Annotated in this window: 32 protein-coding genes; 22 read left to right on the top strand and 10 right to left on the bottom strand. The window is 64.8% G+C overall.

All coding sequences use genetic code 11. The features are described from left to right. Positions 1 to 51 precede the first annotated feature (51 nt). Genes QQK18_RS05035 through QQK18_RS05010 form a run of 6 tightly spaced genes read left to right on the top strand, consistent with a single transcriptional unit; the run spans position 52 to position 4,152 of the window. Complete coding sequence (locus tag QQK18_RS05035; protein ID WP_284339203.1) at positions 52 to 429, top strand: GNAT family N-acetyltransferase; 378 nt, start codon at positions 52 to 54, stop codon at positions 427 to 429. Then, positions 430 to 1,734, top strand: coding sequence for a tail fiber domain-containing protein (locus tag QQK18_RS05030; protein WP_284339202.1), 1,305 nt, complete (start codon positions 430 to 432; stop codon positions 1,732 to 1,734). Then, positions 1,734 to 2,060: a hypothetical protein gene (locus QQK18_RS05025; RefSeq protein WP_284339201.1), complete on the top strand. Its 327-nt coding sequence runs from the start codon at positions 1,734 to 1,736 to the stop codon at positions 2,058 to 2,060. The genes QQK18_RS05030 and QQK18_RS05025 overlap by 1 nt, the downstream gene beginning before the upstream one ends. A gap of 11 nt (positions 2,061 to 2,071) precedes the next feature. Further along, on the top strand, positions 2,072 to 2,326 hold the full coding sequence (locus QQK18_RS05020) for a hypothetical protein (protein ID WP_284339200.1): 255 nt from the start codon (positions 2,072 to 2,074) through the stop codon (positions 2,324 to 2,326). A 30-nt stretch (positions 2,327 to 2,356) separates the two neighbouring features. Next, positions 2,357 to 3,916 (top strand): hypothetical protein, encoded by a 1,560-nt coding sequence (locus tag QQK18_RS05015; protein ID WP_284339199.1) that lies wholly within the window; start codon positions 2,357 to 2,359, stop codon positions 3,914 to 3,916. A gap of 26 nt (positions 3,917 to 3,942) precedes the next feature. After that, a complete protein-coding gene (locus QQK18_RS05010; RefSeq protein ID WP_284339198.1) occupies positions 3,943 to 4,152 on the top strand; it encodes a hypothetical protein in 210 nt (69 codons plus the stop codon). 90 nt (positions 4,153 to 4,242) lie between these two features. Here the strand turns inward: QQK18_RS05010 and QQK18_RS05005 are convergent, their stop codons facing one another. Then, positions 4,243 to 4,599 (bottom strand): hypothetical protein, encoded by a 357-nt coding sequence (locus QQK18_RS05005; protein WP_284339197.1) that lies wholly within the window; start codon positions 4,597 to 4,599, stop codon positions 4,243 to 4,245. A gap of 79 nt (positions 4,600 to 4,678) precedes the next feature. Between QQK18_RS05005 and QQK18_RS05000 the strand changes: the two genes are divergently transcribed. After that, complete coding sequence (locus tag QQK18_RS05000) at positions 4,679 to 5,653, top strand: phage tail protein (RefSeq protein ID WP_284339196.1); 975 nt, start codon at positions 4,679 to 4,681, stop codon at positions 5,651 to 5,653. On the opposite strand, the gene QQK18_RS04995 is transcribed toward QQK18_RS05000, so the two are convergent. Continuing rightward, complete coding sequence (locus QQK18_RS04995) at positions 5,643 to 6,479, bottom strand: glycosyltransferase family 25 protein (protein WP_284339195.1); 837 nt, start codon at positions 6,477 to 6,479, stop codon at positions 5,643 to 5,645. The genes QQK18_RS05000 and QQK18_RS04995 overlap by 11 nt on opposite strands. Positions 6,480 to 6,760: 281 nt before the next feature. Here QQK18_RS04995 and QQK18_RS04990 point away from each other — a divergent pair, with 281 nt between their 5' ends. The 5 genes from QQK18_RS04990 (at position 6,761) to QQK18_RS04970 (ending at position 10,176) form a co-directional block, all read left to right on the top strand. Beyond that, positions 6,761 to 7,870, top strand: coding sequence for a hypothetical protein (locus tag QQK18_RS04990; RefSeq protein ID WP_284339193.1), 1,110 nt, complete (start codon positions 6,761 to 6,763; stop codon positions 7,868 to 7,870). A 666-nt stretch (positions 7,871 to 8,536) separates the two neighbouring features. Continuing rightward, positions 8,537 to 9,361 (top strand): hypothetical protein, encoded by an 825-nt coding sequence (locus tag QQK18_RS04985; RefSeq protein WP_284339192.1) that lies wholly within the window; start codon positions 8,537 to 8,539, stop codon positions 9,359 to 9,361. Positions 9,362 to 9,364: 3 nt separating this feature from the next. Continuing rightward, entirely contained in the window at positions 9,365 to 9,631 is a 267-nt protein-coding gene (locus tag QQK18_RS04980) for a hypothetical protein (protein ID WP_284339191.1), read from the top strand. Next, the gene (locus tag QQK18_RS04975; protein ID WP_284339190.1) at positions 9,631 to 9,912 is read left to right on the top strand and encodes a hypothetical protein; all 282 of its coding nucleotides are present in this window, start codon (positions 9,631 to 9,633) and stop codon (positions 9,910 to 9,912) included. Before QQK18_RS04980 ends, QQK18_RS04975 begins: the two co-directional genes overlap by 1 nt. Before the next feature lie 15 nt (positions 9,913 to 9,927). Continuing rightward, complete coding sequence (locus QQK18_RS04970; protein WP_284339189.1) at positions 9,928 to 10,176, top strand: hypothetical protein; 249 nt, start codon at positions 9,928 to 9,930, stop codon at positions 10,174 to 10,176. A 22-nt stretch (positions 10,177 to 10,198) separates the two neighbouring features. Here QQK18_RS04970 and QQK18_RS04965 read toward each other — a convergent pair whose 3' ends face one another. Beyond that, positions 10,199 to 10,633, bottom strand: coding sequence for a hypothetical protein (locus tag QQK18_RS04965; RefSeq protein WP_284339188.1), 435 nt, complete (start codon positions 10,631 to 10,633; stop codon positions 10,199 to 10,201). A 131-nt stretch (positions 10,634 to 10,764) separates the two neighbouring features. On the opposite strand from QQK18_RS04965, the gene QQK18_RS04960 reads away from it, so the two are divergent. Continuing rightward, a complete protein-coding gene (locus tag QQK18_RS04960; RefSeq protein WP_284339187.1) occupies positions 10,765 to 11,136 on the top strand; it encodes a low affinity iron permease family protein in 372 nt (123 codons plus the stop codon). 279 nt (positions 11,137 to 11,415) lie between these two features. Here QQK18_RS04960 and QQK18_RS04955 read toward each other — a convergent pair whose 3' ends face one another. Together QQK18_RS04955 and QQK18_RS04950 are read right to left on the bottom strand one after the other, a co-directional pair. Beyond that, complete coding sequence (locus QQK18_RS04955) at positions 11,416 to 11,850, bottom strand: RbsD/FucU family protein (RefSeq protein WP_284339186.1); 435 nt, start codon at positions 11,848 to 11,850, stop codon at positions 11,416 to 11,418. A 12-nt stretch (positions 11,851 to 11,862) separates the two neighbouring features. Then, positions 11,863 to 12,606, bottom strand: coding sequence for a GntR family transcriptional regulator (locus tag QQK18_RS04950; protein ID WP_284339185.1), 744 nt, complete (start codon positions 12,604 to 12,606; stop codon positions 11,863 to 11,865). A 163-nt stretch (positions 12,607 to 12,769) separates the two neighbouring features. Between QQK18_RS04950 and QQK18_RS04945 the strand changes: the two genes are divergently transcribed. Both QQK18_RS04945 and QQK18_RS04940 read left to right on the top strand, forming a co-directional pair. Continuing rightward, entirely contained in the window at positions 12,770 to 14,320 is a 1,551-nt protein-coding gene (locus QQK18_RS04945; RefSeq protein ID WP_379994113.1) for a UxaA family hydrolase, read from the top strand. 185 nt (positions 14,321 to 14,505) lie between these two features. Continuing rightward, on the top strand, positions 14,506 to 14,781 hold the full coding sequence (locus QQK18_RS04940; protein WP_284339184.1) for an acylphosphatase: 276 nt from the start codon (positions 14,506 to 14,508) through the stop codon (positions 14,779 to 14,781). A 6-nt stretch (positions 14,782 to 14,787) separates the two neighbouring features. Here the strand turns inward: QQK18_RS04940 and QQK18_RS04935 are convergent, their stop codons facing one another. Further along, positions 14,788 to 15,087: a DUF1905 domain-containing protein gene (locus tag QQK18_RS04935; RefSeq protein ID WP_284339183.1), complete on the bottom strand. Its 300-nt coding sequence runs from the start codon at positions 15,085 to 15,087 to the stop codon at positions 14,788 to 14,790. 348 nt (positions 15,088 to 15,435) lie between these two features. Here QQK18_RS04935 and QQK18_RS04930 point away from each other — a divergent pair, with 348 nt between their 5' ends. The 4 genes from QQK18_RS04930 to QQK18_RS04915 all read left to right on the top strand — a co-directional run bounded on the left by QQK18_RS04930 (position 15,436) and on the right by QQK18_RS04915 (position 18,897). Then, complete coding sequence (locus QQK18_RS04930) at positions 15,436 to 16,830, top strand: L-serine ammonia-lyase (protein ID WP_284339182.1); 1,395 nt, start codon at positions 15,436 to 15,438, stop codon at positions 16,828 to 16,830. A gap of 102 nt (positions 16,831 to 16,932) precedes the next feature. Next, complete coding sequence (locus tag QQK18_RS04925; RefSeq protein ID WP_284339181.1) at positions 16,933 to 17,691, top strand: DeoR/GlpR family DNA-binding transcription regulator; 759 nt, start codon at positions 16,933 to 16,935, stop codon at positions 17,689 to 17,691. Between the two features lie 352 nt (positions 17,692 to 18,043). Continuing rightward, the gene (locus tag QQK18_RS04920) at positions 18,044 to 18,430 is read left to right on the top strand and encodes a DUF6152 family protein (protein ID WP_284339180.1); all 387 of its coding nucleotides are present in this window, start codon (positions 18,044 to 18,046) and stop codon (positions 18,428 to 18,430) included. A 2-nt stretch (positions 18,431 to 18,432) separates the two neighbouring features. Next, positions 18,433 to 18,897, top strand: a complete 465-nt coding sequence (locus QQK18_RS04915) for a hypothetical protein (RefSeq protein WP_284339179.1) — start codon at positions 18,433 to 18,435, stop codon at positions 18,895 to 18,897. Between the two features lie 274 nt (positions 18,898 to 19,171). Here the strand turns inward: QQK18_RS04915 and QQK18_RS04910 are convergent, their stop codons facing one another. From QQK18_RS04910 to rnk, 4 genes are all read right to left on the bottom strand, one after another. After that, the gene (locus tag QQK18_RS04910; protein ID WP_284339178.1) at positions 19,172 to 20,458 is read right to left on the bottom strand and encodes a saccharopine dehydrogenase family protein; all 1,287 of its coding nucleotides are present in this window, start codon (positions 20,456 to 20,458) and stop codon (positions 19,172 to 19,174) included. Positions 20,459 to 20,585: 127 nt separating this feature from the next. Continuing rightward, entirely contained in the window at positions 20,586 to 21,680 is a 1,095-nt protein-coding gene (locus tag QQK18_RS04905; protein ID WP_284339237.1) for a carboxynorspermidine decarboxylase, read from the bottom strand. A gap of 281 nt (positions 21,681 to 21,961) precedes the next feature. Further along, complete coding sequence (locus tag QQK18_RS04900; protein WP_284339177.1) at positions 21,962 to 22,483, bottom strand: GreA/GreB family elongation factor; 522 nt, start codon at positions 22,481 to 22,483, stop codon at positions 21,962 to 21,964. Positions 22,484 to 22,606: 123 nt separating this feature from the next. Beyond that, positions 22,607 to 23,020, bottom strand: coding sequence for a nucleoside diphosphate kinase regulator (gene rnk / locus QQK18_RS04895; protein ID WP_284339176.1), 414 nt, complete (start codon positions 23,018 to 23,020; stop codon positions 22,607 to 22,609). A 388-nt stretch (positions 23,021 to 23,408) separates the two neighbouring features. Here rnk and QQK18_RS04890 point away from each other — a divergent pair, with 388 nt between their 5' ends. The 3 genes from QQK18_RS04890 to QQK18_RS04880 form a co-directional block, all read left to right on the top strand. Further along, positions 23,409 to 24,242, top strand: a complete 834-nt coding sequence (locus QQK18_RS04890; RefSeq protein WP_284339175.1) for an alpha/beta hydrolase family protein — start codon at positions 23,409 to 23,411, stop codon at positions 24,240 to 24,242. Positions 24,243 to 24,360: 118 nt separating this feature from the next. Further along, a complete protein-coding gene (locus QQK18_RS04885) occupies positions 24,361 to 25,026 on the top strand; it encodes a helix-turn-helix domain-containing protein (protein ID WP_284339174.1) in 666 nt (221 codons plus the stop codon). Positions 25,027 to 25,274: 248 nt separating this feature from the next. Next, a partial coding sequence (locus tag QQK18_RS04880; protein WP_284339173.1) for a helix-turn-helix domain-containing protein occupies positions 25,275 to 25,580 on the top strand: 306 nt, incomplete at its 3' end.

Raw genomic sequence — 25,580 nt, 5'->3', positions numbered from 1 at the left:
TCGTGTTTTCGAACCGCAAAAGTGGTGACCATTTTTGCTGAAAGCACTCTGATGATCGTTTCGAACGAGCGTGTGGCGGAGTTCCTGGCGCAGAGGCTCGCCCACAACATCGTGCCGCCTTATGTGGCCGTCGGCATCGAGAAGGACGGCGAGGTCATCGGCGGCGTGCTGCTCAACCACTTCACCGGCAACGACATCCACATGAGCGCCGCCGGAAGCGGCTGGACGCGTCCGTTCGTGCGCTCCATCGGCGAATACGTCTTCGGCCGCCTCGGCTGCGGGCGGATGACGGTCGTCACCGGGCAGCCCCGCGTTGTGCGCCTTGCCGAACAGCTCGGCGGCGAGGTCGAGGGGCTGATGCGCAACCATTTCGGCGAGGGGCGGCACGCCTTCATCGTCGGCATTTTGAAGAAGGACTGGAGATTTTAGATGGTCTCGACCCCCAAGCCCCCCGACCCATGGAAGACCGCGCAGGCGCAGAGCCAGTGGAACAGCACCACGGCCCAGACTCAGCAAGCGCTCAACATGGTCGACCAGGTGACCCCGACCGGGAGCCTCAATTATAGCCAGAACGGCACGCAGACCATCATCGGCGCCGACGGCAAGCCGATCGAGCTGCCGCGCTATACCGCAACCACCACGCTCTCGCCCGAGCAACAGGCGATCTTCAGCCAGACGCAGCAGGCACAGGGCAATCTCGCCGGGCTGGCCGCCGAGCAATCGGCGGCGATGCGCGAGTATCTGAAGGGCGGGGTCGACACCAGCAATTTGCCGGAGCTTGCCAAATCCTCGGGGGTCGATGCCGATTTCGCGCGCGACATTGGCGGCAACTATACCGCGGCGCTGGGGCCGGGCTTTGCCACCTCCTATGCCGGAGCCGACGACTTCTCCAACGACCGGGCACGGGTGGAGGAGGCGCTCTGGCAGCGCGGCGCTTCCGATCGCGCCTCGCAGGAAGAGACGCTGCGTACGCGCCTCCTCAATTCGGGCGTTCGCGAGGGCTCGGCCGCGTGGAACGCGGAGATGGAGCGGCTGGGGCGGCAGACGACGGATGCGCGGCTGGCAACGACGCTCGCGGGGGGCCAGGAGCAGTCGCGCCTCGTGGACCTCGCGCGTAACGCCGCGATCTTTGGCAACGAGGCGGAGCTTGCCCGGGCGGGCTTCGGCAACCAGGCTTCGCTCGGCGCCGCGCAATTCGCGCAGAACGCCCAGCAGGCGGGCAATGCCGCAGCGCTGACCGATGCGCAGTTCGCCAATAGCGCCCGCGGGCAAGGACTGCAGGAGGCGATGGCGCTGCGCAACCAGCCGATCAACGAGCTTTCGGCGCTGATGTCGGGGGCACAGGTGTCGATGCCGCAGTTCCAGAGTACGCCGCAGACCGGCGTTGCCGGCGTCGACTATACCGGGCTCGTCAACCAGAAATACCAGGCCGATCTCGCCAACAGCCAGGCGATGATGGGCGGCCTTTTCGGCCTCGGCGGCTCGCTGCTCGGCGCGGCCGGGCAGGCGGGGGGCCTGGGCATGCTGTTTTCAGATGAGCGCCTGAAAGAGGACGTCGAGCGCGTCGGTGAAACCGACGAAGGCGTGCCGGTCTACACCTACCGCTACAAGGGCACGCCCGGCGGCATCTTCCATATGGGCGTGATGGCCGATGAGCTCGAGGACACCCAGCCCGAGGCCGTGCGCACGCATCCGAGCGGCTATCGCATGGTCGACTACAAGGAGGTCCGCTGATGGACGAGACCAAACCAACGCAGCCCTTCGTCTGGGGCGCGAACGGCGCGGCCGTCTCGCCGGAACAGATCGCGCGACGTCTCCAGGTCGCGGCCGCGCTGATCAAGGGCGGCGCGGATCTCAGCCCGGTTGGGCACTGGACGCAAGGCCTGGCGCGGCTGGCGCAGGGCGGGCTCGGGGGGCTGCTGGCGTACCGGGCCGATGAGCTGGAGCGGGCGCGGGGTGTGGGTGTGCCTGGTGCCGGCGGGCCCCGGGCGTTTCTGCCGGAGGGCGAGGTCAATGCGGTCTGGTCGATCCCGAGGATTTCAATTCCACTCGATTTCTGAGGTAGGTTGCTATGGCGCTTGTTCAATTGCCTGACGGGACGCTCGCACACTTCGAGGACGGCGTGTCGCCCGAGGAGCTCCGCGAACACATCGTTCCCGATCTTCCGGACGCGTTGCTCGATCAGCAGCCTGCGCCTGCCGAAGAGCCGGCTCCATACGTGCCCTACCGGCGGCCTGAAGACATAGACACGCTCGACCTTCCGGTTCCGGGTATGCCGGCGCAGCCACCCCAGCCCGCGTATTGGTACGACAACCTTCTCGTGTAAGGTCTCTCGGGACTCAACGAGGGCATCGCCATGGGCCTTGGCAGCCCCGTCGACCTGGCCAATCTTGCCTTGCGTGGGGGCGCGGCGGTCCTCAATGCCACTACCGGATCCGACATCCAACTGCCCGTCGACACCGTCGGTGGCTACCAGACTTTCCGTCAGCTCTTGGCACCCACAATCGCGCCGGAAAGCGATGATCCAATCAACCAGATCGCGCGCAGAGGGCTGCAGGAGGTCGGATCAACGCTGATTCCATCGGGAATCCATGGGAGGGTCGCGAGAACGGGTCGCTCCGCTGCCAGCGAGCTGAAGACGGTGGCCAGCGATGTAGCGACGGCGGCCGGTGCTGGTGCCGGGGCTGGCATCGCCCAACAGATCGCACCGGACAATCCTTATCTTGAACTTGCTGGACAGCTCTTGGGTGGCACTGCGGCGATAGGCCTGACCCAAGGGGCTAAGCACGTCATCACGCCGTTCCCCGTCGATCCCAATCGGCAGGCCGCGAACGAGGTGATGGCCAGGGAGGGTATCGACATATCGGCAGGACAATGGACGGATTCCCCGTGGCTCCGCCGCGTTGAGAGCGAGTTGGGTGACGGCCCGGCCACCTTCAACGAAAACCAACGCGAACAGTTCACGCAGGCAGCTCTGGCGCACGCCGGCATCAGCGCACCCCGCGCGACGCCTCAGGTCATCACAAGAGCCTACGACGAGATTGGTGCACAATTGGATGCCGTGGCCGCGCGCAACCCGCTGAAGCCCGATGAGCAGCTATTGCGCGAGTTCGAATCGGTGGCCAAGTCGTACAATTCCAATCTTGCCGAAAGTATGCGAGTTCCATTCGTCGTGGAGATGGCGAATGCGCTGGATAGGTACGAACGGTTTGGTTGGCCTATCTCGGGCAATGCCTACAGGAACATGCGCAGCAGCATCCGCAGCTTCACCGATCGGAAAGGTAACGACGAGGACCTAACGCAAGCGCTGCGAGGTTTTCAGGCGGCCCTCGATGACGCTATGGAGCGCTCGATGCTGGCTGCCGAGTCCCCGGACATTGGTGACTGGCAGCAAGCGCGCAGCGATTACCGCAATCTTACTGTTCTCCAGAACGCCGCAGATCCGGACGGTCTGATCTCGCCGGATCTGCTTGATGCCGCCGTGCGGACGTCTCGCGAGGATCCCTATGTCCTGGGTCAGAGCGGCGAGCTGCCGGGGCTGGCACACGCCGGAACGACCACAATGACGCCACTGCCGCAGAGGAGGAAATGGGTGGTGCAGGGCCTGGACCTTGGGATGCCCGCGGCCATGGGCGCGGCCATGGGATACGACCTTGGCGGCGACATGATTGACACGGTGCCTGGGGCGCTGGCCGGGGCGGCAGTCGGCAAGGTCGCATCAAACGCAGCTGGGCGGCTGCTGCATTCGGATCCGGTTTTCGGTTACCTCACCAACCAACTGCTCACCGAGCCCAGCGACGTTGCCAAACTGCTCGTCGCCCCCTCTATCGGTGGAGTGATCAACAACGTTGCCCAGCCCCCAGACGATCCCGATCCTCCGTTAAGCATCTTGGTGGAAGGGGCACAGGCTCGCTAGTAATCGCTTGCGGCGAATCTTTGCCCATGACCATAGTGCGCCCCATGCAGAAACAAAGCCAACCATTGATCTGGGGCGCCTGGGGCGGCATCGTCGGGGGCGTTGCCGGCGCAATCGCCCAATATCTGGGCGAACTACCAGAGGGTCAGAACGCCGCGGGGTTGGCCGCCGGCGGCTTCTTCTTGCTTTGGGTCTTTGCCAACGTCAAGAACCGGATGGCGTCGCGCAAGCCGTAAAGGGCTGGTGGAGTTAGCGGGTATCGTGCATGGCCCTAACGTCCCGCCGGACCGCCGCCTCGGGCGACGGCAGTACCTCCGGTGTGGCGCTCATGCCTCCTCGTAGAGCTTTCCGCAAGGGACGTTCATCACCGGCACCGCGAGCACCTTCAGCCAACCGATCCCTCTGACGTTGGCCCTGTCCCACCGCATGACGCCCATGCACCACACCACCAGCGTCGGATCCATTTCGTAGGCTTCGGCAATGGCGGTGCGGGCAGTCGTGGCGTTGCGAACGCCACTGGCCCGCGCTGCGTCCTCAAGTTCATACCATCCCATCGAGAACGTCATGTTCCACACGCCAAGGCCGCCTCCGCCGACAATGGCGATGAGAATGGCAGACGCAATGGCCCGACTGAGCAAGGCGCGCCAGCCCGCCGGGTTTTTTGTTCCGTTTACCGATGACACCCCAAGTCCCCTAAAGTCCTCAGCACTTTAAGCGTCAAATCAACCCGCCATCAAGGCGGGTTTTTCTTTGGAGAACACCATGCCGACCGATGCAAACGGCACCTATACCTTGCCACCGAGCTATTTCGTGCAGAACGGCGACCCGATCCAGCCGGTCCAGCACAACCCGCCCCTCGAGGACCTGCAGCAGGCCCAGACCGATAGAGTGATGCGCGATGGCCGGGCTCCGATGACCGGCGACCTCAATATGGATGGGCACAGGGTCGTAGGGCTCGCTGACGGCGTGGCGCCCGGGGATGCGGCAACCGTGCAGCAGATGCAGCAGGCGGTCCCTGCCGGCGCGGTCATGGCCTTCGCGCGCAATACGGCGCCGACGGGATGGCTGGCCTGCCGTGGCCAGGCCGTCAACCGCACCACCTATGCGGCACTGTTTGCTGCCATCGGCACGACCTTCGGGGCAGGTGACGGCTCGACGACCTTCGGCTTGCCTCAGATGCGTGGCGAGTTCATCCGCGGCTGGAATGAGACCGGATCGGGTATCGATGCCTCACGCGCTTTCGGCTCGACGCAGACCGATGAGAACAAGCAGCATACACATACCGCGTCGACCAGCTCGGCTGGGAGCCACGATCACACCGGGTCCGCGCTAAGCGCAGGAGCGCATACGCACACAGCTTCGACGGGATCAGCGGGCACCCACGATCATAGCGGTACCGCAAGTTCAGCCGGTGCGCATAGCCATAAGATTGCCACCGGCGGTTCGACAAGCGGGAGTTTTGACTACGGGGAAAACCTTGATAACTCTCAGGGCACTACTTCTGGCGGCAGGCCGTACCAAGCGGATGTTTCAAATGCGGGTGCCCATATTCACTCCCTGAGCATCAATGATGCGGGCGCACACACCCATAGCGTAACGGTCAACTCCGGCGGCGCCCACACTCACAGCCTTTCCATCAATGACGCCGGCGCGCATACCCACACGGTCACGGTCCAGAATGAAGGTAGCGAGGCGCGCCCGGATAACGTGGCGTTGCTCTACTGCATCAAGACCTGAACGGGATCACGCGCCGCTCGAGACCCTTGGAGCGCTGCGCGAAGTCGTCGATGACGTTGCGCAGCCCCTTCCCGAGGCCAGTCCGGAACTTGAACCAGCGGAAGCCGAGAGGGTGCTTTTCGGCATAGACGTGCGGCACCAGGTCGTGGGCGATGTCGCTGCGGCCGATGCCGTGCATGGCATGATCATCAAGACCCAACTGCCGGCAGAGCGCCGGGTCGGTGACGACGCGCGAGAGCGATGCGCCGGGCTGCTCGAAAGGGTTGTAGAGCGCCAAGTCCAGATGCCGGCGGCGGAGCTCGGGATTGCCCAAGAGCTTGTCCAGCGCTGACGCCCTGAGGATGTAGCCGGCGGCGCCCATGGGGGTTGATCGGAATGGTCGCACGCTGACACCACTGGGGCCGGTGGAGATGACGGGAAAGACCCGCATGCGGGAGCCTGTCGTCTCAATGCGGATCAGTTCGGCATCTACCGCGGCGGCCTCGGCCAGGAACGCCGGCAGCAGCGGTGACAGCTCGGCGTCATCCTCGAGGATCAAAGCAGCAGTGTAACCGCCGTCCAGGATTGCGTGCCAAGCCCGCTCGTGACTACGGGTGCAGGCAAGCTCATTCCTGCGCAGGAAGGTGGGGTTGGCACTGTTGCAGTAGAGCGTGGCGTCTTCACTAGAAATGTCCGCGGCGGTCACTGCCTCGATACGCGTGGCATTCAGGTTCAACGCGGCAAACTGTCTTTCCATGTACTCGCGGCGGTCTGGCCTACTTGCCAGGTTGATGTAAAAAATCGGAAGCAACGGGTCTCTCGCATCTCTACCAGCTCTATCTGTCACCACTATTCCAGTGGGTCGGCAGTGGCAACGACGACCTGTCCATTTCCGTCTCAAGGCTCTGGACTTGGCTTCTCGATGCGGCAGGTCGCAACGTCCCCAACGGAGGTGACGAACTGCAAATCTGGTATAGTGTCGAGACTATATCACACAAGTTAGCCTGAACACCGCTTGACAATGTGCCGGCCGCTGGCTGGAAAGGCGGGATGAGCAACGCCTTTTGTCAAATACTGCCTTCCCCTCGCCTCAACCCAATAATGCTGCCCGAAGGCGTGGTCCGTGGAATGCGGCCTACGACCGGCGTGCGGCCAGCGGGCTTCGCCGACCATTACGAAGGCAAGGTGCTGTTCTACGACATCTTCTGGCACCGTGATGGCCGGACTGTGCTGCTGGTGGGACCGCCTTCGATCGACCTCGACCAGCGCCTCGGCAAGATGGTCTGCGTTGCACAGCCTTCGGGAAAAAGGCTGGCCTGGCGAGAGCACAATTCCAAGCGCATGCGCCTTTGCTCCATCAGGCCGCCGGCCGGCACGACGCATTTGGAGATCTCCTATGCAGGCGCCACGCAAACCGTGGCCATTGCCGAAAACGCTTCGGGGTTCTTTGATGGCGCCCGTGTACTGTTCACCTTGTCGAAGAACAATCGGTTGGAGTGGATTGCCGACTGGGCACGCTTCCACGCGCTCAACCAGGGAACGGACGCGGTCATCCTCGTCGACAACGGCTCGACCGACTATAGCCCGGACGAGATCGAGACCGTCCTGGCATGCGTTCCCGGCATCGAGCGAGTAGCGGTGTTGCCGGCGCCATTTCCCTATGGCCAGAAGGATGAGTGGGTGGCCGAGGACCAGAACTGGTCGCAGTTTCTGCAGCCGGCTATGTTCCTGGTGGTGTGGCGCCGTTATGCTCAGGCCGCCTGCGGCATTCTCAATTGCGATATCGATGAACTCGCCGTGCCTTCTCCGGATGGCAATGTCTATGAGGCGGCAGCCCGTTCCCGCTCAGGGACGGTCTATTATCGAGGCGCGTGGGTTGCAGCCGTCCCTGAAGATGGACGCAGCGCTCCGTACCGCCACGGCGATTTTCGTCGTCTCGAAGCCGATCCGGAGCGGGGCATGAGCAGCCTCCACAAATGGGCGATGGCGCCAAATCGTCGGTGGCTGGAACGGCTCAGCGTCCATCCTTACCCCCACTTCCTGCGTAACCGCCCCATGGGGACACGCCACAAGCCGACCGACGTCTTTATCGCGCATTTCCGCGGCATTTCTACGAGCTGGAAGTACGACCGGCACGTCAGCAAGGCCGCTGGTACGGATTTGCCGGTGGAGCCGGCACTGGCGCAAGCCCTGGACCGCACCTTTTCCGGAAGCGGTGGGCGCGGCGCGTCGGGCTGACGCAATAACCTGCGGGGCCGGAGCAGTGACGGCGGCTTTCCACCGCCACCCTCTGGGGCGGCTTTTCGTTCCCATCGATGGGGAAGGTCGGGAGCGCCGAAGCAGTTGGGGAGTCTGCTATGGGGGAGGGTTCTCCGGTGCTCCCGGTGGTTATAATCGCCTGCGCGGGCGCGGGTTTCCCCGCTTAACACCGATCAATCAGTTTTCATGTCCCATCCGGAGGAAATTTCCTGCCGGTCCGGTCAAGCCGCGGTCGACACCGAGCGCAGTCCGGGCGGCGATGCTTCGCGCACCCCTAGAAGATCAGGGCGGAGAGCGCCCAAACGACGAGCCATGCGGCAATCGCAAGCCCGACGATGAGCCACCCGCGCGGGACCGTGCGGTCCCAAACCACAACAACGCCAAGTCGCGTCATCAGCCGTGCAATCACTATCCTATTGCCTCCAAGACTCACCCTGTGTTCAGAGCGACATAGGGCAGTTCTTCGCACCCGGCAACCCAGTCTTTCATAATCCACCTCGGTGGCGGTGAAGTCCGGACCGCAAGTGCATCGTGTGTACTGTTGTCCGCGGAACGCTCTCGGGCGCTTAACATGGTATAACCGTCTCTCAGTACCCGATTTTTCTGCCCCAACACTGATCAACCCACATCGATAGGAGCAAGCCCATGAACCGGGCAGCATTTTACGCGTCCCTGCGCAAGCGGGGGAGCGGGGTCTTCGGCACGTCCATCAGCCAGGGACAGGTCGAGGGCTGCGAGGCCATCCTCGACGAGGCCGAGCGGCGGGGGACGCCGCGCAATGCGTTGGCGTACCTGCTCGCCACGCCCTATCACGAGACGGGCGGCAGGATGCTGCCCAACGTGGAGAACCTCACCTACACCTCGGCGGCACGCATAAGGGCCGTCTGGCCCTCGCGCTTCCCGAGCCTCGAGAGCGCCAAACCGTTCGTGCGCAACCCCAAGGGGCTCGCCAACAAGGCCTATAGCGGGCGCCTCGGCAACCGGCCCGGCAGCGACGACGGCTACGCGTTCCGCGGCCGCGGCCTGCCGCACCTCACCGGCCGGGCCAACTACGCCAAGGCCTCGGCCGCGCTTGGCGTCGATCTCGTCGCCGATCCGGAGCGGGCGCTGGAGCTGCCGATCGCGGTCAAGGTACTGTTCGATGGGCTCGGCCGCGGCTGGTTCACCGGAAAGGGGCTTGGTGATTACATCGACGTGCTGGACGAGGCCGATGGCGAGGACGGGCGCGAGTTCGCCAATGCGCGGCGGACCGTCAATGGAACCGACCAAGCCCTCAAGGTTGCCGGCTACGCGCTTTCCTTCGAAGAGGCGCTTGCCGCCGCCGGCTATCCGGTCACGCCGCGCCGGCCTGTGCCGACACCTCCCCCCGTCGAACTGCCGAAATCGCGCCAGAGCCCTCCACTCGCCGAGCCCGGCTTTCTCGCCGGGCTTCTTGCCGCGCTCGTCGCACTCTTCAAGCCGAAAGGATAATCCATGCCGAGATTCTGGGAGTTCGTCGTCCGCTTTCGCAACTGGCTCGTCACGCTCATCGGTTCGCTGCTGCTGATCCTGCCGGATCTGCTGCAGGCGCCCGAGCTGATTGCCGTGCTCCCCGAGGAGTGGCGCAAATGGGTATTCCTCTCGGTGATGCTCCTCAACCTGGCGCTGCGCTGGCGGCCGGCCGCCATGTGGCACGACCCGGAGGTCAAGTATGCCCGGGCCGCGCGGGACGGACACCTCTTCGAAGGGGAGAACGTCTGATGGACTGGCTCTGGCAGGCGGCACTCAATTTGCTGCTCGGCTGGGTGCCGACCTGGGCGTGGGTGATCCTCGCCGGGTTCGTCATCGGCTGGGCGTGGAAAACCTTCGGCTGGCAGGGCGTCTTCGGCGGCCTCATCGCCCTGCTGACGCTCGGCGCCTACCGGCAGGGCTGGCGCGACGGCGGCGCGGGCAGGGCGCCGATGGTGCCGCCCGCTCCGCCGCCGCGCCCGCAGCCGGCGCGCAAGATCCGCACGCTCTGGGACATCATCAACGGACGCTGATCTGAGGGAAACGACATGGCCGCGTTCTCACCGCAGCAACTGGAACAGTTGCGCCAGGTCTTCCGCGAAGAGTTGGGCAATGCGGGGCTGCGCCTCGACGAGCCCGACCTGGTGGACAAGGCGCGTGAGGACTTCCGCTTTCTTCGCAAGCTGCGGACCGGGGTCGACGGGGTCGCCGCCAAGATCGGATGGCTGGTGATCGCCGCGATAGTCGGCGGCGTCATCTGGGTGTTCAGCCTGGGGCTCAATGCCTGGCGTGGGTAGCAGATAAGGCGGAGGATCGCCGTCAGCTCGAAGCCGAAAGCGTCGAGAAGCGGGCCTGGCGGCAAAGCGGGGAGTCGTGGGTGTGCTGAGGGACCGGCGTTGCGCCTCGCGTCAGGAACAGCACCGCTTCAGCCTGTTGCGGACGCTCTCCCAGCATGCCTTCGATCGAGTCATAGAGAGTCGGGCGGTCTGCGCGCCCGGGCCTCAATCCGCGAACGCACACATACCATCTGCGCGGGCCGAACGCCGACATGCCGGCGGCGGTCATCGGCTCGGAAACGAGAAGGACGTCTCCCTCGCGCGGGAGGGGCTCGACCGCCTTCCAGACGACCTCGCGATAGTTCGCAAGATAAGGATCGGTCTCTCCGGAGAACTGGAGGTTCTGGATGTTGGTGTTGGTCGTGCAGCCGGCCAAGGCCATCGCCATGGCCGCCAGCAGGACGATGAACTTCTGCATGCCGGCCTCCCACTCCAGGAGCCGACTAAACCAGCCGGCGCGGGGCGAGGCAAGGCGCGCCCGCCCATCGAACGAACCTAACCCAACGGCGTTGTAAGCTCTGCACAGCGCAAAGGCAGGACGAAACGAGCATGTCACGCCTGTTTTCAACCTTCTCCAGGAGCGTTGCCAAATGGTCCGGGCGGCCCATCACCTTCGCGGCGGCCCTGGCCCTTGTCGTGCTCTGGGCCGTCACCGGGCCGTTTTTCGGCTTTTCGGAAACCTGGCAGCTCGTGATCAACACCGCGACGACCATCGTCACGTTCCTCATGGTCTTCGTCCTGCAGAACACGCAGAACCGCGACGGTGAGGCCCTGCACGCCAAACTCGACGAGCTGCTCCTGACCAGCAACGCCGAGAACCGCTTCATCGAAGCCGAGCGGCTAACCGACGAGGACATCCGCAAGCTGCGAAGGCTCGTGGAAAAAGAAATGGCCGCCGAGGAGGATGGGGGCGAGATTTAGGGCCGGGCGTATCGGACGGCGCTCAACGCGTTGAAGCGCGGCCTAAGCCGGGATGGACAGCATCCCGCCCCACCCACCACGTGTCATCCCGGCGGAGGTAGGGACCCAACCCTAAATACATCGGTGGGAAGGGGAGTGCGGCTTGCGACGATATCGCCCCATTCACACACCTTGCGGCTGTGGAGGTATCTCAGGATAGGCCCCAGCCTTCGCTCGGGTGACATCGAGGGTGGTGGGACCGCGGTGGAAGAAACTGCGCGGCAAAAAGCTCGTTTGGCACTACGACACCGGCCGCACGATGCCCTTCTTCAGCAGCACATTGCCGTAGAGCCGGCGTTCGCCGGTCTGGACAACGGCGTAGGCGGATTTGACGCGGTCGTAGAAGGCGAAGCGTTCGATGGTGCCGAGGGTAAAGCCGGGCTCGTGGCGGGAAATGATTTGCGAGAACTCCTCCATCACCGGCTCGCGGCGGTCGGGCTCGCCTACCACCTGCATGGCAAAGGCGGCGCTGTCGACGAAGCTGTCGAGGGGCATGAGGGTGAGAATGGCGTCGAGCACGTCGGTCGCGGTGATACCGTCGAGCCGTACGATCTCGGGCCCGGCGCTTTCGGCCGGGTAGTTGGCATCGACGATGGCGATCTCGTCGCCATGGCCCATGGCCCGCAGGATCGAGAGGAGGTCCGGGCCGAGGATCGGCGGGATGCCTTTGAGCATGGCTTTGGTGTCCTATCCGAAGGGGAACGTGTCGGTCTCGAGGCTCTCGCCGTCGGCAAAGAGCTCGGGGTGCTGGCGGGCGAAGGCGAAGAGCTCGACCATGACCGCATCGATATGGGCGCGGATGGCGCGGGTCGCCGCGCCGGCGTCGGCGGCAAGGATGCCGTCGAGGATTGCCTGATGCTCGGCGATAGTGAGCGCCAGGCGCCGCGGGGTGATGATCAGGCGGCGGGCGCGGTCGAGATTGGCCCGCGCCGAATCGATGATGTTCTTGATCTTGGTGAACTTCATCGAGCGGAAGATGATGTCGTGGAAATCGACGTCGATCTGGTGGAAGGCATCGGCATCGTCGCGGCTGGCGACCTCGCGCTGGCGGGCCATGTTCTCGTGCAGCGCATCGATGAGCTCGGGGTGGTGGTTGCCGATGAGGACGCGCAAAGCCTCGCTCTCCAGCGCCTTGCGGATCAGCATGTATTCCTTGACGTCGGCGATGCGGACCAGCGAGACGCTGGAGCCTCGCTGCGGGGCGATGTCGACGAGGCCTTCGGCCGAAAGCCGGGCCAAAGCCTCGCTCACCGGGAAGCGCGAGACCGAGAGCCGCTCGCAGATGGCGCCCTTGTCGATCATGGCGCCGGGCGGCAACGCCAGGTTGACGATGGCGCGGCGTAAGGCCGCCGTCACGTCCTGGGTGACGTTGCCGCGGGTGGGCGCGGTGGGGCGCTCGAGAAAATCATAGGGACGGGCTTCCGATCTCATGCTAACATGTTAGTTAGAGCCACGATGCTTTACAACGCCGACGACGCCCTATGCGCCGCCCCTTGAGGACCTGCCTTTGAGCACCTCCGGCCGGGCGAGGCAATCTGGCGGCAAATTGCGGCGCGGTAAAGCGCAACCTACAGAACGCCCATAAGGCCGATTGATGACCGATACCATGACCCGTCCCGAAGGCCGCACACTGGTGCTGAACCCGGCCGATAACATCGCCGTCGCCCTCTCCAACCTCGAAGTCGGAGTTGCGACCCGCGAGGGCGTCACCATCAAGCGCCGCGTGCCCAAGGGGCACAAATTCGCCACCCGTCAGATTGCCGCGGGCGAGGCCGTGGTCAAGTTCGGCCAGATCATCGGCTTTGCCAAGGAGGCGATCCCCGAAGGCGACTGGGTGCATGAGCACAATTGCGGCATGGGCGGAGCCGACGGCACCCTGACGCACGACTATGCCTTCGCCGAAGGCGCGGTGCCGCCCGAGATGGTGCCGGAAGGCCAGCGCGCCACCTTCGAGGGCTATAGGCGCGCCAACGGCAAGGTCGGCACGCGCAACTATATCGGCATCCTGACCTCAGTGAACTGCTCGGCGACCGTTGCCAAGTACATGGCCGAGGCGGTCAACCGCTCCGGGATCCTCAACGACTATCCCGAGATCGACGGGATCATCCCCTTCGTGCACGGCACCGGCTGCGCCATGGACCTCGACGGCGAGGGTTATCATATCCTCAAGCGCACCCAGTGGGGCTATGCCTCCAACCCCAATCTCGGGGCGGCGCTGCTGGTGGGCCTTGGCTGCGAGGTGTTCCAGATCGGGCGGATGAAGGAACTTTACGGCATCGTCGAGAGCGACACCTTCCAGACCATGACCATCCAGGAGATCGGCGGGACCAGGAAGATGATCGAGTGGGGCGTCGAGCGCATCAAGGAGATGCTGCCGATTGCCGCCCGCGCCCGGCGCGAGACGGTGAGCGCCGCCGAACTGACGCTGGCGCTGCAATGCGGCGGCTCGGACGGCTATTCGGGCATCACCGCCAACCCGGCGCTCGGCTATGCCGCGGACCTGCTGGTGCGCAATGGCGGCACGGCAATCCTTTCGGAAACCCCCGAGATCTACGGGGCCGAACACCTCCTCACCCGCCGCGCTGTCAGCCGCGAGGTCGGCGAAAAGCTGATCGAGCGCATCCGCTGGTGGGAGGATTATACCAGCCGCAACCGCGGCGAGATGAACAACAACCCCTCGCCCGGCAACAAGCTCGGCGGGCTGACGACGATCCTCGAAAAATCGCTGGGCGCGGCCGCCAAGGGCGGCACCACGCCGCTGACCGCGGTCTATGAATATGCCGAGCCGGTGACGGAAAAGGGGTTCGTGTTCATGGATACGCCCGGTTTCGATCCGGTTTCGGCGACGGGGCAGGTGGCCGGCGGCGCCAACGTCCTCACCTTCACCACAGGGCGCGGCTCGGCCTATGGCTGCAAGCCGGTCCCCTCGATCAAGCTCGCCACCAATTCGGACATGTACGCCCGCATGGAAGGCGACATGGACATCAATTGCGGCGACATCGTCGAGGGCGTCTCGATCGAGGACAAGGGGCGCGAGATCTTCGATCTTATCCTCAAAGTCGCCTCGGGCGAGCGGACCAAGTCCGAGGAACTGGGCTATGGCGACAACGAGTTCGTGCCCTGGCAGGTCGGCGCCACGATGTAGCACCCCCTCATCCGGCGCTGCGCGCCACCTTCTCCCACGGAGGGGAGAAGGGAGGGTGGCTCGCCACCGACTCTCGTGCGAAACTGGCTTTGTAAGGAAACTACGTCGGGCACCTCCCCTTCTCCCCACCGTGGGAGAAGGTGGATCGCGCGACAGCGCGAGACGGATGAGGGGGTAAACTTGCGGTGACCACCGTCCACGTCTTCATCTCGGGCCGCGTCCAGGGTGTCGGCTTTCGCATCTGGGTCGAGACCGAAGCGCTTTCGCGCGGGCTCGAAGGGTGGGTCAGGAACCTGCGCGACGGGCGGGTGGAGGCCGTGTTCCACGGTGAGCGCCACGCTGTCGAGGCGATGGTCGAAGCCTGCCGCGACGGCCCTCCCCTGGCTGGAGTAAGTTCCGTCACCAACCAGCCCTGGTCGGGCCATGCCCCGCAGGGGTTCACGATGCTGGCGACGGAGTGACCCCGGCTAGCGTTCCACGGGTGGGATGGTCATTCCGACCGAAATCACGTCGCCCGCCGTGATATTGCTCTTCCGGCGCACAGCGGCCTTCAGTGGTAGCAGGTAGGTGTCGTCCTTGGGAAAGAGGGCGGTGTAGAATTCGAGCGCGCCGATCTTGGCCGTCACCGGGATCATGCCCCAGCCATAGGTGACGTGCTTTGCCACCTTCCGGATGTCCTCGACATGCTCGTGCGGCACCGGCGCATAGAAGAACGGCGCCGGGCCGCGCCAGTAGATGACTTCGGTCTCGAATCCGAGCTCGAGCATGGTGCCCTCCATGAGCGGAGGTTACACGAAGGTGAAGTGGGTGGGGAGGTTTGCTGCAGTCGCGACTCTTGCGTTGCGCCTCCACCACCTTCGGTGTCATTCCGGCGCAGGCCGGAATCCACCCTGAGATTTTCGCCGCAGCCGCAAGGTGTGTGATCGGGGCAGGGTGGTGCGAACCGTTCTTCCCGTGCGCGGTGAGGTGTCAGGGCTGGGTCCCGGCCTTCGCCGGGATGACACGCGGTGGGTGGGGTGATGGCAGTGCTTCACTGCGGCCCCGTCTGCATACGACCGGCGCCCCCAGCCTCCAAAATTATTGCACCCGCCCGCGTGACAGGGCAGAATCCCCCGATGTTCCTTTCCGTCTTCGACGTCTTCAAGATCGGCATCGGCCCCTCGAGCTCGCACACCATGGGCCCGATGACCGCCGCCAACCGCTTTCTCGACGAGCTCAGATCCGGCGATTATCCGCGGGCGCGCAATGCCCGGCCGGCGGCGTTGACGGTCAGCCTTCACGGCTCGCTGGCCTTCACCGGCGTCGGACACGGCACCGATCGGGCGGTGATCCTGGGGCTTTGCGGGGAGAACCCGAGGAGCGTCGATCCGGACAGGATGGATGCGATGGTGGCGGCGGTCGTGGAGAGCGGGCGCGTATCGCCACCCGGTCACGGCACCTACAGGTTCCGGCCGGCCAAGGACCTCGTCTTCGACAGGACGACGGTGCTGCCGGGCCACCCTAACGGGCTGCAGTTTTCCGCCTACGACACTGACAGGCAGCTGCTGTTGCGGCGCACCTATTATTCCATCGGCGGCGGGTTCGTGGTCACCGATGCCGAGCTCGAGGCGGTCAAGGGCGCTTCGCCCGCCGATGCGGATGTGCCCTATCCCTTCGCCCATGCCAGGGACATGCTGGAAATGGCGGCGAGCTCCGGCCTTTCCATCGCCCGGATGAAGCGGGCCAATGAGGAGGCGCTGCGCTCGCGGAAAACCGTCGATGAGGGGCTCGATGAGATCTGGGAGGTGATGAGCGGCTGCATCGACCGAGGTCTCACGCAGGAGGACGTCCTGCCCGGCGGGCTCAAGGTCAAGCGCCGGGCCAAGGCCATCCACGACCAGCTCGACGCCCAGTGGCAGCGCAACGAGATGACGCCGCTGATGGCCAATGACTGGCTGGCGCTCTATGCCATGGCCGTCAACGAGGAGAACGCGGCCGGCGGGCGCGTGGTCACCGCGCCGACCAATGGCGCGGCAGGCGTCATCCCGGCGGTCTTACGCTATCACCTCAAATTCGAGACCGGCGCCTCGCGCGAAGGGGTGCGCGACTATCTGCTGACGGCCGCGGCCATCGGCGGCATCATCAAGCACAATGCCTCGATCTCGGGGGCCGAGGTCGGCTGCCAGGGCGAGGTCGGCTCGGCCTCGGCCATGGCGGCGGCGGGCTTATGCGCGGTGATGGGCGGCACGCCGGCGCAGGTCGAGAACGCCGCCGAGATCGCCCTCGAGCATCACCTCGGCATGACCTGCGACCCGGTCGGGGGTCTGGTGCAGATCCCCTGCATCGAGCGCAACGCCTTCGGGGCGGTCAAGGCGGTCACCGCCGCTTCGCTCGCCATGAAGGGCGACGGCACCCATGCGGTGCCGCTCGACATCTGCATCGAGACCATGCGCCAGACCGGCCTCGACATGTCCGACCGCTACAAGGAGACGAGCCAGGCGGGGCTGGCGGTCAACGTCGTCGCCTGCTAGGGCGAACACACCCAAGAGCGCGATCCGAAACAGAACGCCATCTCTTGGCTTTCGGCAGCTTTCGTTTGTGATTAAGGTCACGGCAAACGAAAGCGTCATCCCATGCTCATCGACCGCCACGCGCAGATCCTCGACCTTGCCAAGCGCCAGGGCCGCGTCGAGGTCGACGACCTCGCCCAGCGCTTTTCGGTGAGCGTGCAGACCGTGCGCAAGGACCTCAACGACCTCTGCGACCGCGGGGCGCTGCGGCGCGTTCATGGCGGGGCGGTCTATCCGTCGAGCGTCGAAAACATGCAGTACGAGGCCCGCCGGCGGATCGCGGCGGCGGCCAAGGACTCCATCGGCAGGGCGGCGGCGGCGCTGGTGCCCGACCATGCCTCGGTGTTCGTCAATATCGGCACCACCACGGAGGCCGCGGCGCAAGCCTTTGATGACCACGAAGGGCTGATGGTCATCACCAACAACATCAATGTCGCCAACCGGTTGCGGGTGTTGCCCGGCTTCGAGGTGATCATCGCCGGGGGCGTGGTGCGCGCCTCGGACGGCGGGATCGTGGGCGAAGCGGCGGTCGATTTCTTCCGCCAGTTCAAGGCGGACTATGCCGTCATCGGCGCCTCGGCGCTCGACATGCAGGGGGCGCTGCTCGACTATGATTTCCGCGAGGTCAAGGTCGCCCAGGCGATCATCGCCAATGCCAGCCACGTGATCCTCGTTGCCGATGCCAGCAAGTTCGAACGCTCGGCACCGGTGCGCATCGCGCATCTCTCGCAGCTGGCAACGTTCGTGACCGATAGCTGCCCGGACCCGGTCAGGCGGATCTGCGCGGATGCGGGGGTGCGGTTGATCGAGACGGAGGGGTGAGGCGCTCCATCGAGCCTGGTTTACGCCGCACTGTCGCACCCCTCACCCCGCTTTTCCGCTGAACGCGGAAAAGCCATCCCTCTCCCCGGAGGGGCGAGGGGACCCCGTGGATGCGCATGATACAACCACGAGCACCGAGTTCACCTCGCCCCTCCGGGGAGAGAGCCTGCCCCGGACTTGATCCGGGGTCGACGGCGAAGCCGGCGGGTGAGGGGTCACGCCGTTCATCGGACCTCCCGAATGTCATTCTCCCGCAGTTGTGAACGCGCCCATCCTTCACCCTCTTGCCCACAGCGGGCGTGCAGGGGACACTCGCACCGGTTTGGGGGCCGCGCATCCGGAAGGTGACGCCATGGCCCGATTGAACAGACGTGCAGTGCTCTTTGCCAGCCTTGCCCTTACCGCCGGCCTTGCCGGTCCCGTGCTTGCCCATCACGGCTGGTCGTGGACGGACAGCGGGTTTTTCGAACTCACGGGCATCATCACCGAGATCGATTACGGCAACCCGCACCCGACCCTCGATGTCGATGTGGAGGGAACCGTCTGGCGCGTCGAACTCGCCCCGCCCGGCGCCTCGACGGCGGCCGGATTCACCGAAGAGACCGCCAGCGTCGGCGACGAGGTGACCGCCATCGGCAACCGTTCGCAGGACCCCAACGAGATGCGGATGAAAGCGGTGCGGGTCATCATCGACGGCACGAATTACGACGTCTATCCCGACCGGGCGGCCGACATCTGAAAATGACGGCCGAGGGCGTACTGGCGGCGCTGGAAGCGACCGGCTTTGCCCGTGTGCTGCGCACCTCGTTCTACCTCTATCCGGTCGTCAACGCCGCCCATATCCTGGCGCTCGGCATGCTGATCACCGCTGCACTCTTCATGGATGCGCGCATCTTCGGCCTTGCCCGCCATCTGCCGGCGGCGACCGTCATCGGCACTCTGCGCCCGGTGGCGATCGGGGCGCTGGTCGTGGCGGCGGTGACCGGGTTCCTGCTGTTTTCCGTGCGCCCGTTCGACTACGTCGCCAACCCCGCCTTCGCTATCAAGCTGGTGTTGCTGATCCTTGCCGTCGTCAATGCCGGGGCGGCGACGGCGCTGGGGGACAGGGACCTCGAGCGTCCGCTGGTGCGGGTGGTGGCTGCGGCGTCGATCGCCCTGTGGCTTGCGGCGCTGCTGGCGGGGCGGTTCATCGGGTTTTTGGCTTGAGGCCCCTTCCCTTCTCCCCTCGTGGGAGAGGTGGCGCGCAGCGCCGGATGAGGGGGCTCCCCGGACGTTGCGCATGCCGCACCATCGCACCCCCTCACCCTGCTTTTGCGCTGAACGCGGGAAAGCGGTCCCTCTCCCACCAAGGGGCGAGGGGAAGGGGGCCAGCTCTGAACGCATGAGCGGGCACGTAGTGACGGCGATTGTCGGCAAGTTCCCATTGCGCCAAACAAAAACGGCCCGACAGAGCGCCGGGCCGTCTCAAGTTCCAATGGCCCTACCGCCCAGCGGCCACCCGGCGGGGGAGGCGCGGGGCCTCTTCGTCGGGGAAGGTCAGGTCGCGGTCGCCCTCGGCATCGCGGATGCGGGTGGGCAGGCCCATGGTCGAGAGCAGCTCGAGGAACGGCCGCGGGGGCAGTTGCTCGATGTTGGCCATGCGCTTGGCATCCCATTCGCCGGTAGCGATCAGCATTGCCGCGGCGACCGGAGGCACGCCGGCGGTATAGGAGATCGCCTGGCTGCCGACTTCGGCGTAGTTCTCGGCGTGGTCGCAGACATTGTAGATGAAGACCTCGCGGTCCTCGCCGTCCTTCTTGCCCTTGATGAGGTCGCCGATGCAGGTCTTGCCCTGGTAGTTCGGGGCAAGCGATGCCGGATCGGGCAACACGGCCTTGACCACTTTGAGCGGCACCACTTCCTGGCCTTCGGCGGTCGTCACCGGCTGCTCGGAGAGCAGGCCGAGGTTCTTGAGGACCGTGAAGACGTTGATGTAGTGCTCGCCGAACCCCATCCAGAAGCGGATGTTGGGCACGTCGAGATTGGCCGAGAGCGAGTGGATCTCGTCATGGCCGGTCAGATACGTCGTCTGCTCGCCGACGACCGGCAGGTCGTCGGTGCGCTTGACCTCGAACATCGCGTTCGCGGTCCATTGCTTTTCCTGCCAGGTCCACACCCGGCCGGTGAACTCGCGGAAGTTGATCTCCGGATCGAAGTTCGTCGCGAAATACCGGCCGTGGGAGCCGGCATTGACGTCGATGATATCGATCGAGTCGATGGTGTCGAAGTACTGCTCCTCGGCCAACGCCGCATAGGCATTGACCACGCCCGGGTCGAACCCGGCGCCGAGGATGGCCGTTACCCCGCGCTTCTCGCATTCGGCGCGGTGCGTCCATTCATAGTTGCCGTACCACGGCGGCGTCTCGCAGATCTTCTTGGGATCCTCGTGGATCGCCGTATCGATGTAAGCAGCCCCCGTCTCCATGCAGGCGGCGAGCACCGACATGTTGAGGAAGGACGATCCGACATTGATGACGATCCCCGCTCTTATGCGGGTGATGAGAGCCTTGGTGGCTTCGACGTCCAGGGCATCGAGCTGATGAGCCTGCAGCACTCCGGGCGTCTTCAGCGATCTTTTCTCCAGAACGCTCTGGACGATCGCGTGGCACTTGTCGACGGTGCGCGAGGCGATGTGGATATCGCCGAGCACGTCGTTGTTCATGGCGGCCTTATGGGCGACGACTTGCGCCACACCTCCAGCCCCGACAATCAGGACATTCTTTTTCACTTCTCACGAAACACCTTTTTCAATGCATGATCGGCACGACGCCCAGTCGGCCCTTAAGATCACGCCCCAATCGGCACCGGCGCCTGAGCGGCTTCCGGCAGTGGCTACGCGTGACGACGCGAGCGCCTCAAGAGAGGCTCTCCACGTAGTCAGTGTAGGTGAACCCCTTGACGAGGTTCACCCGACCGTCCAGTTCCCTGACCGCGATCGAGGGCATCTGGACGCCGTTGAACCAGTTCTTCTTGACCATGGTGTAGCCGCCCGCATCGCTGATCGAGATGCGGTCGCCCACACTCAAGGGCTTGTCGAACTGGAACTCTCCGAAGATGTCACCGGCGAGGCACGATTTGCCGGCGATCATGTAATTATGGGCGCCGCTGTCGGGCGCGATCCTGGCCTCGAGCCGGTAGATCAACAGATCGAGCATGTGTGCTTCGATCGAGGAATCGACGATGGCGATGTCCTTGCCGTTGCGTACCGTGTCGAGCACCGTCACCTCGAGGCTCGTCGAATTGGTGATCGCCGCTTCCCCGGGCTCGAGATAGACCTCGACCCCGTAGCGCTCGGCAAAGCCCTTGAGCCTCTCGGCCAGTGCCTCGAGCGGATAATCCTCGCCGGTGAAGTGGATGCCGCCGCCAAGGCTGACCCAGTCGAGCCGTTCGAGCACGGCGCCGAACTTCTCCTCGATCTCGGCGAGGATCTTCGAGAACGCGTCGAAGTCGCCGTTCTCACAATGGCAGTGGATCATCACGCCGGAGATCTTGTCGAGCGAGGCTTCGATGCGCGCCATGTCCCACTCGCCCAGCCGGCTGTTGGGCCGGGCCGGATCGGCAATGATGAAGTTGGAGTAACTGACCTGCGGGTTGAGCCGCAGCCCCACCGGCCTGCCGCCGGTGCGGTTGTGGAAGCGCTCGAGCTGGGAGAGCGAATTGAAGATCACCTTGTCGGCGTTGGCGATGACCTCGTCGATCTCGCCATCGCCAAAGGCGACGCTATAGGCGTGGGTCTCGCCGCCGAACTTCTCGCGGCCGAGGCGGACTTCGTTGAGCGAAGACGACGTGGTGCCATCCATATGCTCCGCCATCAAGTCGAACACCGACCACGTGGCAAAACATTTGAGCGCAAGGAGGCATTTGACGCCCGACCTCTGACGCAAATACGATATTTTCTCGAGGTTCTTAAGAAGTACCGTCTTGTCGACAAGATAATAAGGCGTCGGGATCGTCAATCTTTGCTATCGCACCTCGCGAAAGTTCATTGTGCTGGAAGTGATTTGCAGCGCCTGGCCCTGAGGCCGCCATCGTGCTGCAAGGGGTCACACATATAAGTCCTTGCTGTCATTCTCAAGGACTGAGCGCAGAAATTTGATTGGCGGATCAATGGCGGTGGGGGGTCGCGACATGGCCCGATCGCCTGGGAGCGGGAGGAGCTTTCACGGAGGGCGTGAGCCTTCCAGCTCCCGGGCCGGTCGGTGCGTTGTCGCCACGCGGTCGGGACGGTCGATCAGGCAGCGCTGGGGCCCGGATCATCGTCGTTGCCGGGCCGGGCGATTTCGGGCGCCACAGGCAAAGTCTTACGGTGCTCCCCGCTCACACCCCTGTCCGACACGAGGGTGAGGCGTCGTCGCGCGCCCTTGCGCTCCGGCTGGAAGGGGAGCGCCTCGATGAAGAGCTGCTCGAGCGCGCCATCCCGGCGGCGTGCTTGGATGGTCTGGCCGACCGCCGCCCCGATGAGCGCCATCCCGCGCGGGGAGGCGAGGAGCATGGTCAGCCCATAGATCTCTTCGCTCGGGCCGGCGACGAGGACCCGTTCATCCGTCTGCCCGAGGCTCGTTTTAAAGCGCACCCGGCTGTTGAGCGTGACCACATCGACGGGAACATCGGCGGGAAACACGAGGGTGGCCGCGGCAAGCTTGCGCCTGACGATCTCGGCAGCTCCGGGGAACGGCTCGCCCCATTGCTGCGCGAGGTTCTCGAGGAGGGCGAAGTCCCGCGCGGTGAGGACGACAGGAAGCTGATCGAACATTTCATGACTCCGGATGCAAAGGTTCTTTTCGCTAAACCCCTCATCCGGAAGCGGTGCGGTCACCGGACCAGGGGCGACGTCCTGTCTTGGGTTCGCCGGAAGGCCGGAGGATTGCGATGCATGTCAGGCCTCGACCGAGGTTTCGGAGGGCTGGATGACGGAAGTAACGGTGAGGACGTGCTTTCGTCCGTCGCGCGACTCCCAGGTGATCGACTGACCGGTCCTCAGCCCGATCAGGGCAGCCCCCACCGGGGTGAGAACCGAGACCCGACCCTCTGCAATGTCCGCCTGCTCGGGATAGACGAGGGTCACGTCGAGGACCTCGTCACGATCCGTGCGATATTGCACATGCGAGCCCATGCGCACGACATCGGCGGGGAGCCTAGCATCCGGCACCACCCGGGCGCGTTCGAGCTCGTTCATCAGGCTCTCGGCTGCCGACGCCAGGGCGCCGCCGCCACGCGCGGCAAGGGCCAGAAGCACGGCGTGCTCGGATTGGGCAAGGGTGACGGTGGGTCTCAGGGTATGGGTGCGCATGGTTGTTTCTCCGCATGAGCGAGGCGCGGCGGGCGGACAATAGGTCCACCCGGCCGGAGCCTGATCGGTGATGTGATGGAAGTCCCGTCTCCCTAAGCCTTACGCGTCCCGCGAAGGCTTAGGGCAACTATCCCTCGACCGAAGTCGGCCGGCGGGCTGTCACCTGAAGGATGTTGCGGATCGGGTTCATGATCTTCAACGTAAGGCAGGCTGGACCGAAGTCAAGCCTTGCACCCGCAGGTGCGACACCTCCTCAGCGGCTCGGCGGGCCACCGACAGGCGTTGCGGCGCCTGGCACGACTGTCGGATTTCTTCAATCCCTGCGGCCAGTACCGCAGCTAGAACGGTCGACATCAACCAAGGCCCAGGTGCCACAAGGAGAAGTCCGATGTCGATCTTCACAATCACAGTCCGATCCGCCGCCGTTGCGCTCGCGCTTTCCGCCGGCGGCGTCCTTGCCGCCGAAACCGTGGTCGACCTGCCGAGCGAGATCAAGGGAACCCTGGCGCTGCCCGAAAGCGGCGCTACCGGCCAGGCGGTGGTGATGCTGCATGGCTTCGGCAGCTCACGCGACGAGGTGGGCGGGTTGTTCGCGCTGCAGGCGGAGGATCTGGCGGCCGAGGGCATCGCATCGCTGCGTATCGATTTCCGCGGCTATGGGGAGAGCGGGGGCGACATGGCCGACACCACGCTTGAAGGGCTAATCGATGATGCCGCCGCGGCGCGCGATATCCTTGCCGGCGTCGAAGGCGTCGATCCGGCCCGCATCGGGGTCATCGGCTACAGCTTCGGCGCGGCCGTTGCCATGCTCGAGCCCGATCCGTTCGCCTCGGTCGTCGTCTGGGGGCAGATGGGAGACTTGCAGGCGGAGTTTCATGAGTTCCTCGGTCAGGACTTTTACGACACGGCTGCCAATGAGGGCGTGGCGAGCGTCGACCTCGGCTGGCGGACGATCTCCTTGAAACAGGCGTTCTTCGACAGCCTGGCGCGGCACGATCTGGCGGAGCGTTTTGCCGGCTATGACGGCCCGTTCCTGACAATCGCTGGGGACGGCGACCCGGCTGTCAGCTATTTCGACCAGTATCTCGGCCTCGCGGAGGGAAGGGCCGAATCCCTCATCGTTCCCGGTGCCGACCACATGCTCGGCGTTTTCACCGACGAGCCGGAAATCGGCCGGCAGGTGATTGGGAAGACCACCGCCTGGCTGCGCGAAACCCTCTGAGCTTCGCAACACCTCGGAACCGACGAACCGGGTTCCCACTCGGTCCGTCGGCACGCGCGCGATTGCACTAGTCGCGTTTCACGGTCACACTCGCCCGGCGCAACTTGGCGGGTCACACATGCAGCGAACGGTGAAACTCGAAGGCTGGTCGTCGCCGGTGGTGGAAGCCATCACCCACACCACGTTCGAGGCGGACGGCCAGACGCTCTTCCGGCCCGATGGCTGCTGGGACTTCGCAATCATGAAGACCGCCGCCGGCACCATGGTGCTGCGCACGGGCCTGACCACCGCCGCAGTCACCCACCAGTTCTCGGCCGGCGACGAGATCCTTGCCATCGCCTTCAAGGCCAGCAGCTACATGTCGCTGATGCCGGGCGAGACGATGCGCGACGAGGGCGTGGTGCTCGAGACCATCGGCCGCGACCGCTTCTGGCTCGGCACGGACGTGATCGAGATCCCGACCCTGGAGACGGTCGACGGGTTCGTCGAGAAGCTTTTGAAGAACAGCATCGTCGAGGACAACACGGTCGTTGCCTCGATCGTTTCCGGTCACCCGATGGCGATGTCGGAGCGCACCCTGCAGCGGCATTTCCTCAAGACCACGGGCCTCACCTACAAGGCCTTCACCCAGATCGAGCGCGCCCAGAAGGCGGTGGCGCTATTGCAGCAGGGGCGCCCCGCGGCCGACGTCGCCTTTGCGCTGGGCTATGCCGACCAGCCGCACATGATCCGTTCGATCAAGGCGATCATGGGCGAGACGCCGGGTGCTATTGCGAAGCGGTAGGGCACAGGGTGGTGCTATGAGTCAGGGCTGCGTGACCCCGGGGTTCCGGGAACGTACTATCCATCCCCACCCACCGGGTGTCATCCTCGCGCAGGCGAGGACCCAGCTCTGATGCCCTCAGCGCGCACACAAGGTCGTGACGCACACGCTCCTGCCTCGCACACACACCTTGCGGCTGGCGCGCTATCTCAGGATGGGCCCCCTGAGTTCACGCGGCAAGTGCAACACCTGCTAAGGTGTTGCCTGCAATGGGACAAAATTACCAACAGTTGGGTCTGCGCGAGCGGATCGAGATCGAGATCTGGCATCGGCGTGGGTGCTCGACGCAGGCCATCGCCCGCCACCTGGGTCGCTCGCCATCCACCATCAGCCGGGAGCTGAGGCGGAACGCCAAGCGCACCAAGCAGTGGCGCGGCCCCTATGACGGGGAGCGCGCCCACGGCCTGGCGCGACGACGAAGGTGGCGGGACGCCCGCTTCAAGCTGGCGCGCCGGCCGAACCTGCGCGACCTGGTCAGGGACCAGCTTGCAATGGGAAGGTCGCCCGAACAGATT

Origin of the sequence: Devosia nitrariae (genome assembly GCF_030160115.1) — a bacterium.
Taxonomy (GTDB): domain Bacteria; phylum Pseudomonadota; class Alphaproteobacteria; order Rhizobiales; family Devosiaceae; genus Devosia; species Devosia nitrariae.
The sequence above is the reverse complement of the archived record's forward strand: the minus strand, read 5'-3'. Positions and strand labels throughout refer to the sequence as shown.

Bases quoted from the DNA above. Each gene is read 5' to 3' on its own strand.
- QQK18_RS05035 (WP_284339203.1), top strand. From the start codon at position 52: ATGATCGTTTCGAACGAGCGTGTGGCGGAGTTCCTGGCGCAGAGGCTC.
- QQK18_RS05030 (WP_284339202.1), top strand. From the start codon at position 430: ATGGTCTCGACCCCCAAGCCCCCCGACCCATGGAAGACCGCGCAGGCG.
- QQK18_RS05025 (WP_284339201.1), top strand. From the start codon at position 1,734: ATGGACGAGACCAAACCAACGCAGCCCTTCGTCTGGGGCGCGAACGGC.
- QQK18_RS05020 (WP_284339200.1), top strand. From the start codon at position 2,072: ATGGCGCTTGTTCAATTGCCTGACGGGACGCTCGCACACTTCGAGGAC.
- QQK18_RS05015 (WP_284339199.1), top strand. From the start codon at position 2,357: ATGGGCCTTGGCAGCCCCGTCGACCTGGCCAATCTTGCCTTGCGTGGG.
- QQK18_RS05010 (WP_284339198.1), top strand. From the start codon at position 3,943: ATGACCATAGTGCGCCCCATGCAGAAACAAAGCCAACCATTGATCTGG.
- QQK18_RS05000 (WP_284339196.1), top strand. From the start codon at position 4,679: ATGCCGACCGATGCAAACGGCACCTATACCTTGCCACCGAGCTATTTC.
- QQK18_RS04990 (WP_284339193.1), top strand. From the start codon at position 6,761: ATGCGGCCTACGACCGGCGTGCGGCCAGCGGGCTTCGCCGACCATTAC.
- QQK18_RS04985 (WP_284339192.1), top strand. From the start codon at position 8,537: ATGAACCGGGCAGCATTTTACGCGTCCCTGCGCAAGCGGGGGAGCGGG.
- QQK18_RS04980 (WP_284339191.1), top strand. From the start codon at position 9,365: ATGCCGAGATTCTGGGAGTTCGTCGTCCGCTTTCGCAACTGGCTCGTC.
- QQK18_RS04975 (WP_284339190.1), top strand. From the start codon at position 9,631: ATGGACTGGCTCTGGCAGGCGGCACTCAATTTGCTGCTCGGCTGGGTG.
- QQK18_RS04970 (WP_284339189.1), top strand. From the start codon at position 9,928: ATGGCCGCGTTCTCACCGCAGCAACTGGAACAGTTGCGCCAGGTCTTC.
- QQK18_RS04965 (WP_284339188.1), bottom strand. From the start codon at position 10,633: ATGCAGAAGTTCATCGTCCTGCTGGCGGCCATGGCGATGGCCTTGGCC.
- QQK18_RS04960 (WP_284339187.1), top strand. From the start codon at position 10,765: ATGTCACGCCTGTTTTCAACCTTCTCCAGGAGCGTTGCCAAATGGTCC.
- QQK18_RS04955 (WP_284339186.1), bottom strand. From the start codon at position 11,850: ATGCTCAAAGGCATCCCGCCGATCCTCGGCCCGGACCTCCTCTCGATC.
- QQK18_RS04950 (WP_284339185.1), bottom strand. From the start codon at position 12,606: ATGAGATCGGAAGCCCGTCCCTATGATTTTCTCGAGCGCCCCACCGCG.
- QQK18_RS04945 (WP_379994113.1), top strand. From the start codon at position 12,770: ATGACCGATACCATGACCCGTCCCGAAGGCCGCACACTGGTGCTGAAC.
- QQK18_RS04935 (WP_284339183.1), bottom strand. From the start codon at position 15,087: ATGCTCGAGCTCGGATTCGAGACCGAAGTCATCTACTGGCGCGGCCCG.
- QQK18_RS04930 (WP_284339182.1), top strand. From the start codon at position 15,436: ATGTTCCTTTCCGTCTTCGACGTCTTCAAGATCGGCATCGGCCCCTCG.
- QQK18_RS04925 (WP_284339181.1), top strand. From the start codon at position 16,933: ATGCTCATCGACCGCCACGCGCAGATCCTCGACCTTGCCAAGCGCCAG.
- QQK18_RS04920 (WP_284339180.1), top strand. From the start codon at position 18,044: ATGGCCCGATTGAACAGACGTGCAGTGCTCTTTGCCAGCCTTGCCCTT.
- QQK18_RS04915 (WP_284339179.1), top strand. From the start codon at position 18,433: ATGACGGCCGAGGGCGTACTGGCGGCGCTGGAAGCGACCGGCTTTGCC.
- QQK18_RS04900 (WP_284339177.1), bottom strand. From the start codon at position 22,483: ATGTTCGATCAGCTTCCTGTCGTCCTCACCGCGCGGGACTTCGCCCTC.
- rnk (WP_284339176.1), bottom strand. From the start codon at position 23,020: ATGCGCACCCATACCCTGAGACCCACCGTCACCCTTGCCCAATCCGAG.
- QQK18_RS04890 (WP_284339175.1), top strand. From the start codon at position 23,409: ATGTCGATCTTCACAATCACAGTCCGATCCGCCGCCGTTGCGCTCGCG.
- QQK18_RS04885 (WP_284339174.1), top strand. From the start codon at position 24,361: ATGCAGCGAACGGTGAAACTCGAAGGCTGGTCGTCGCCGGTGGTGGAA.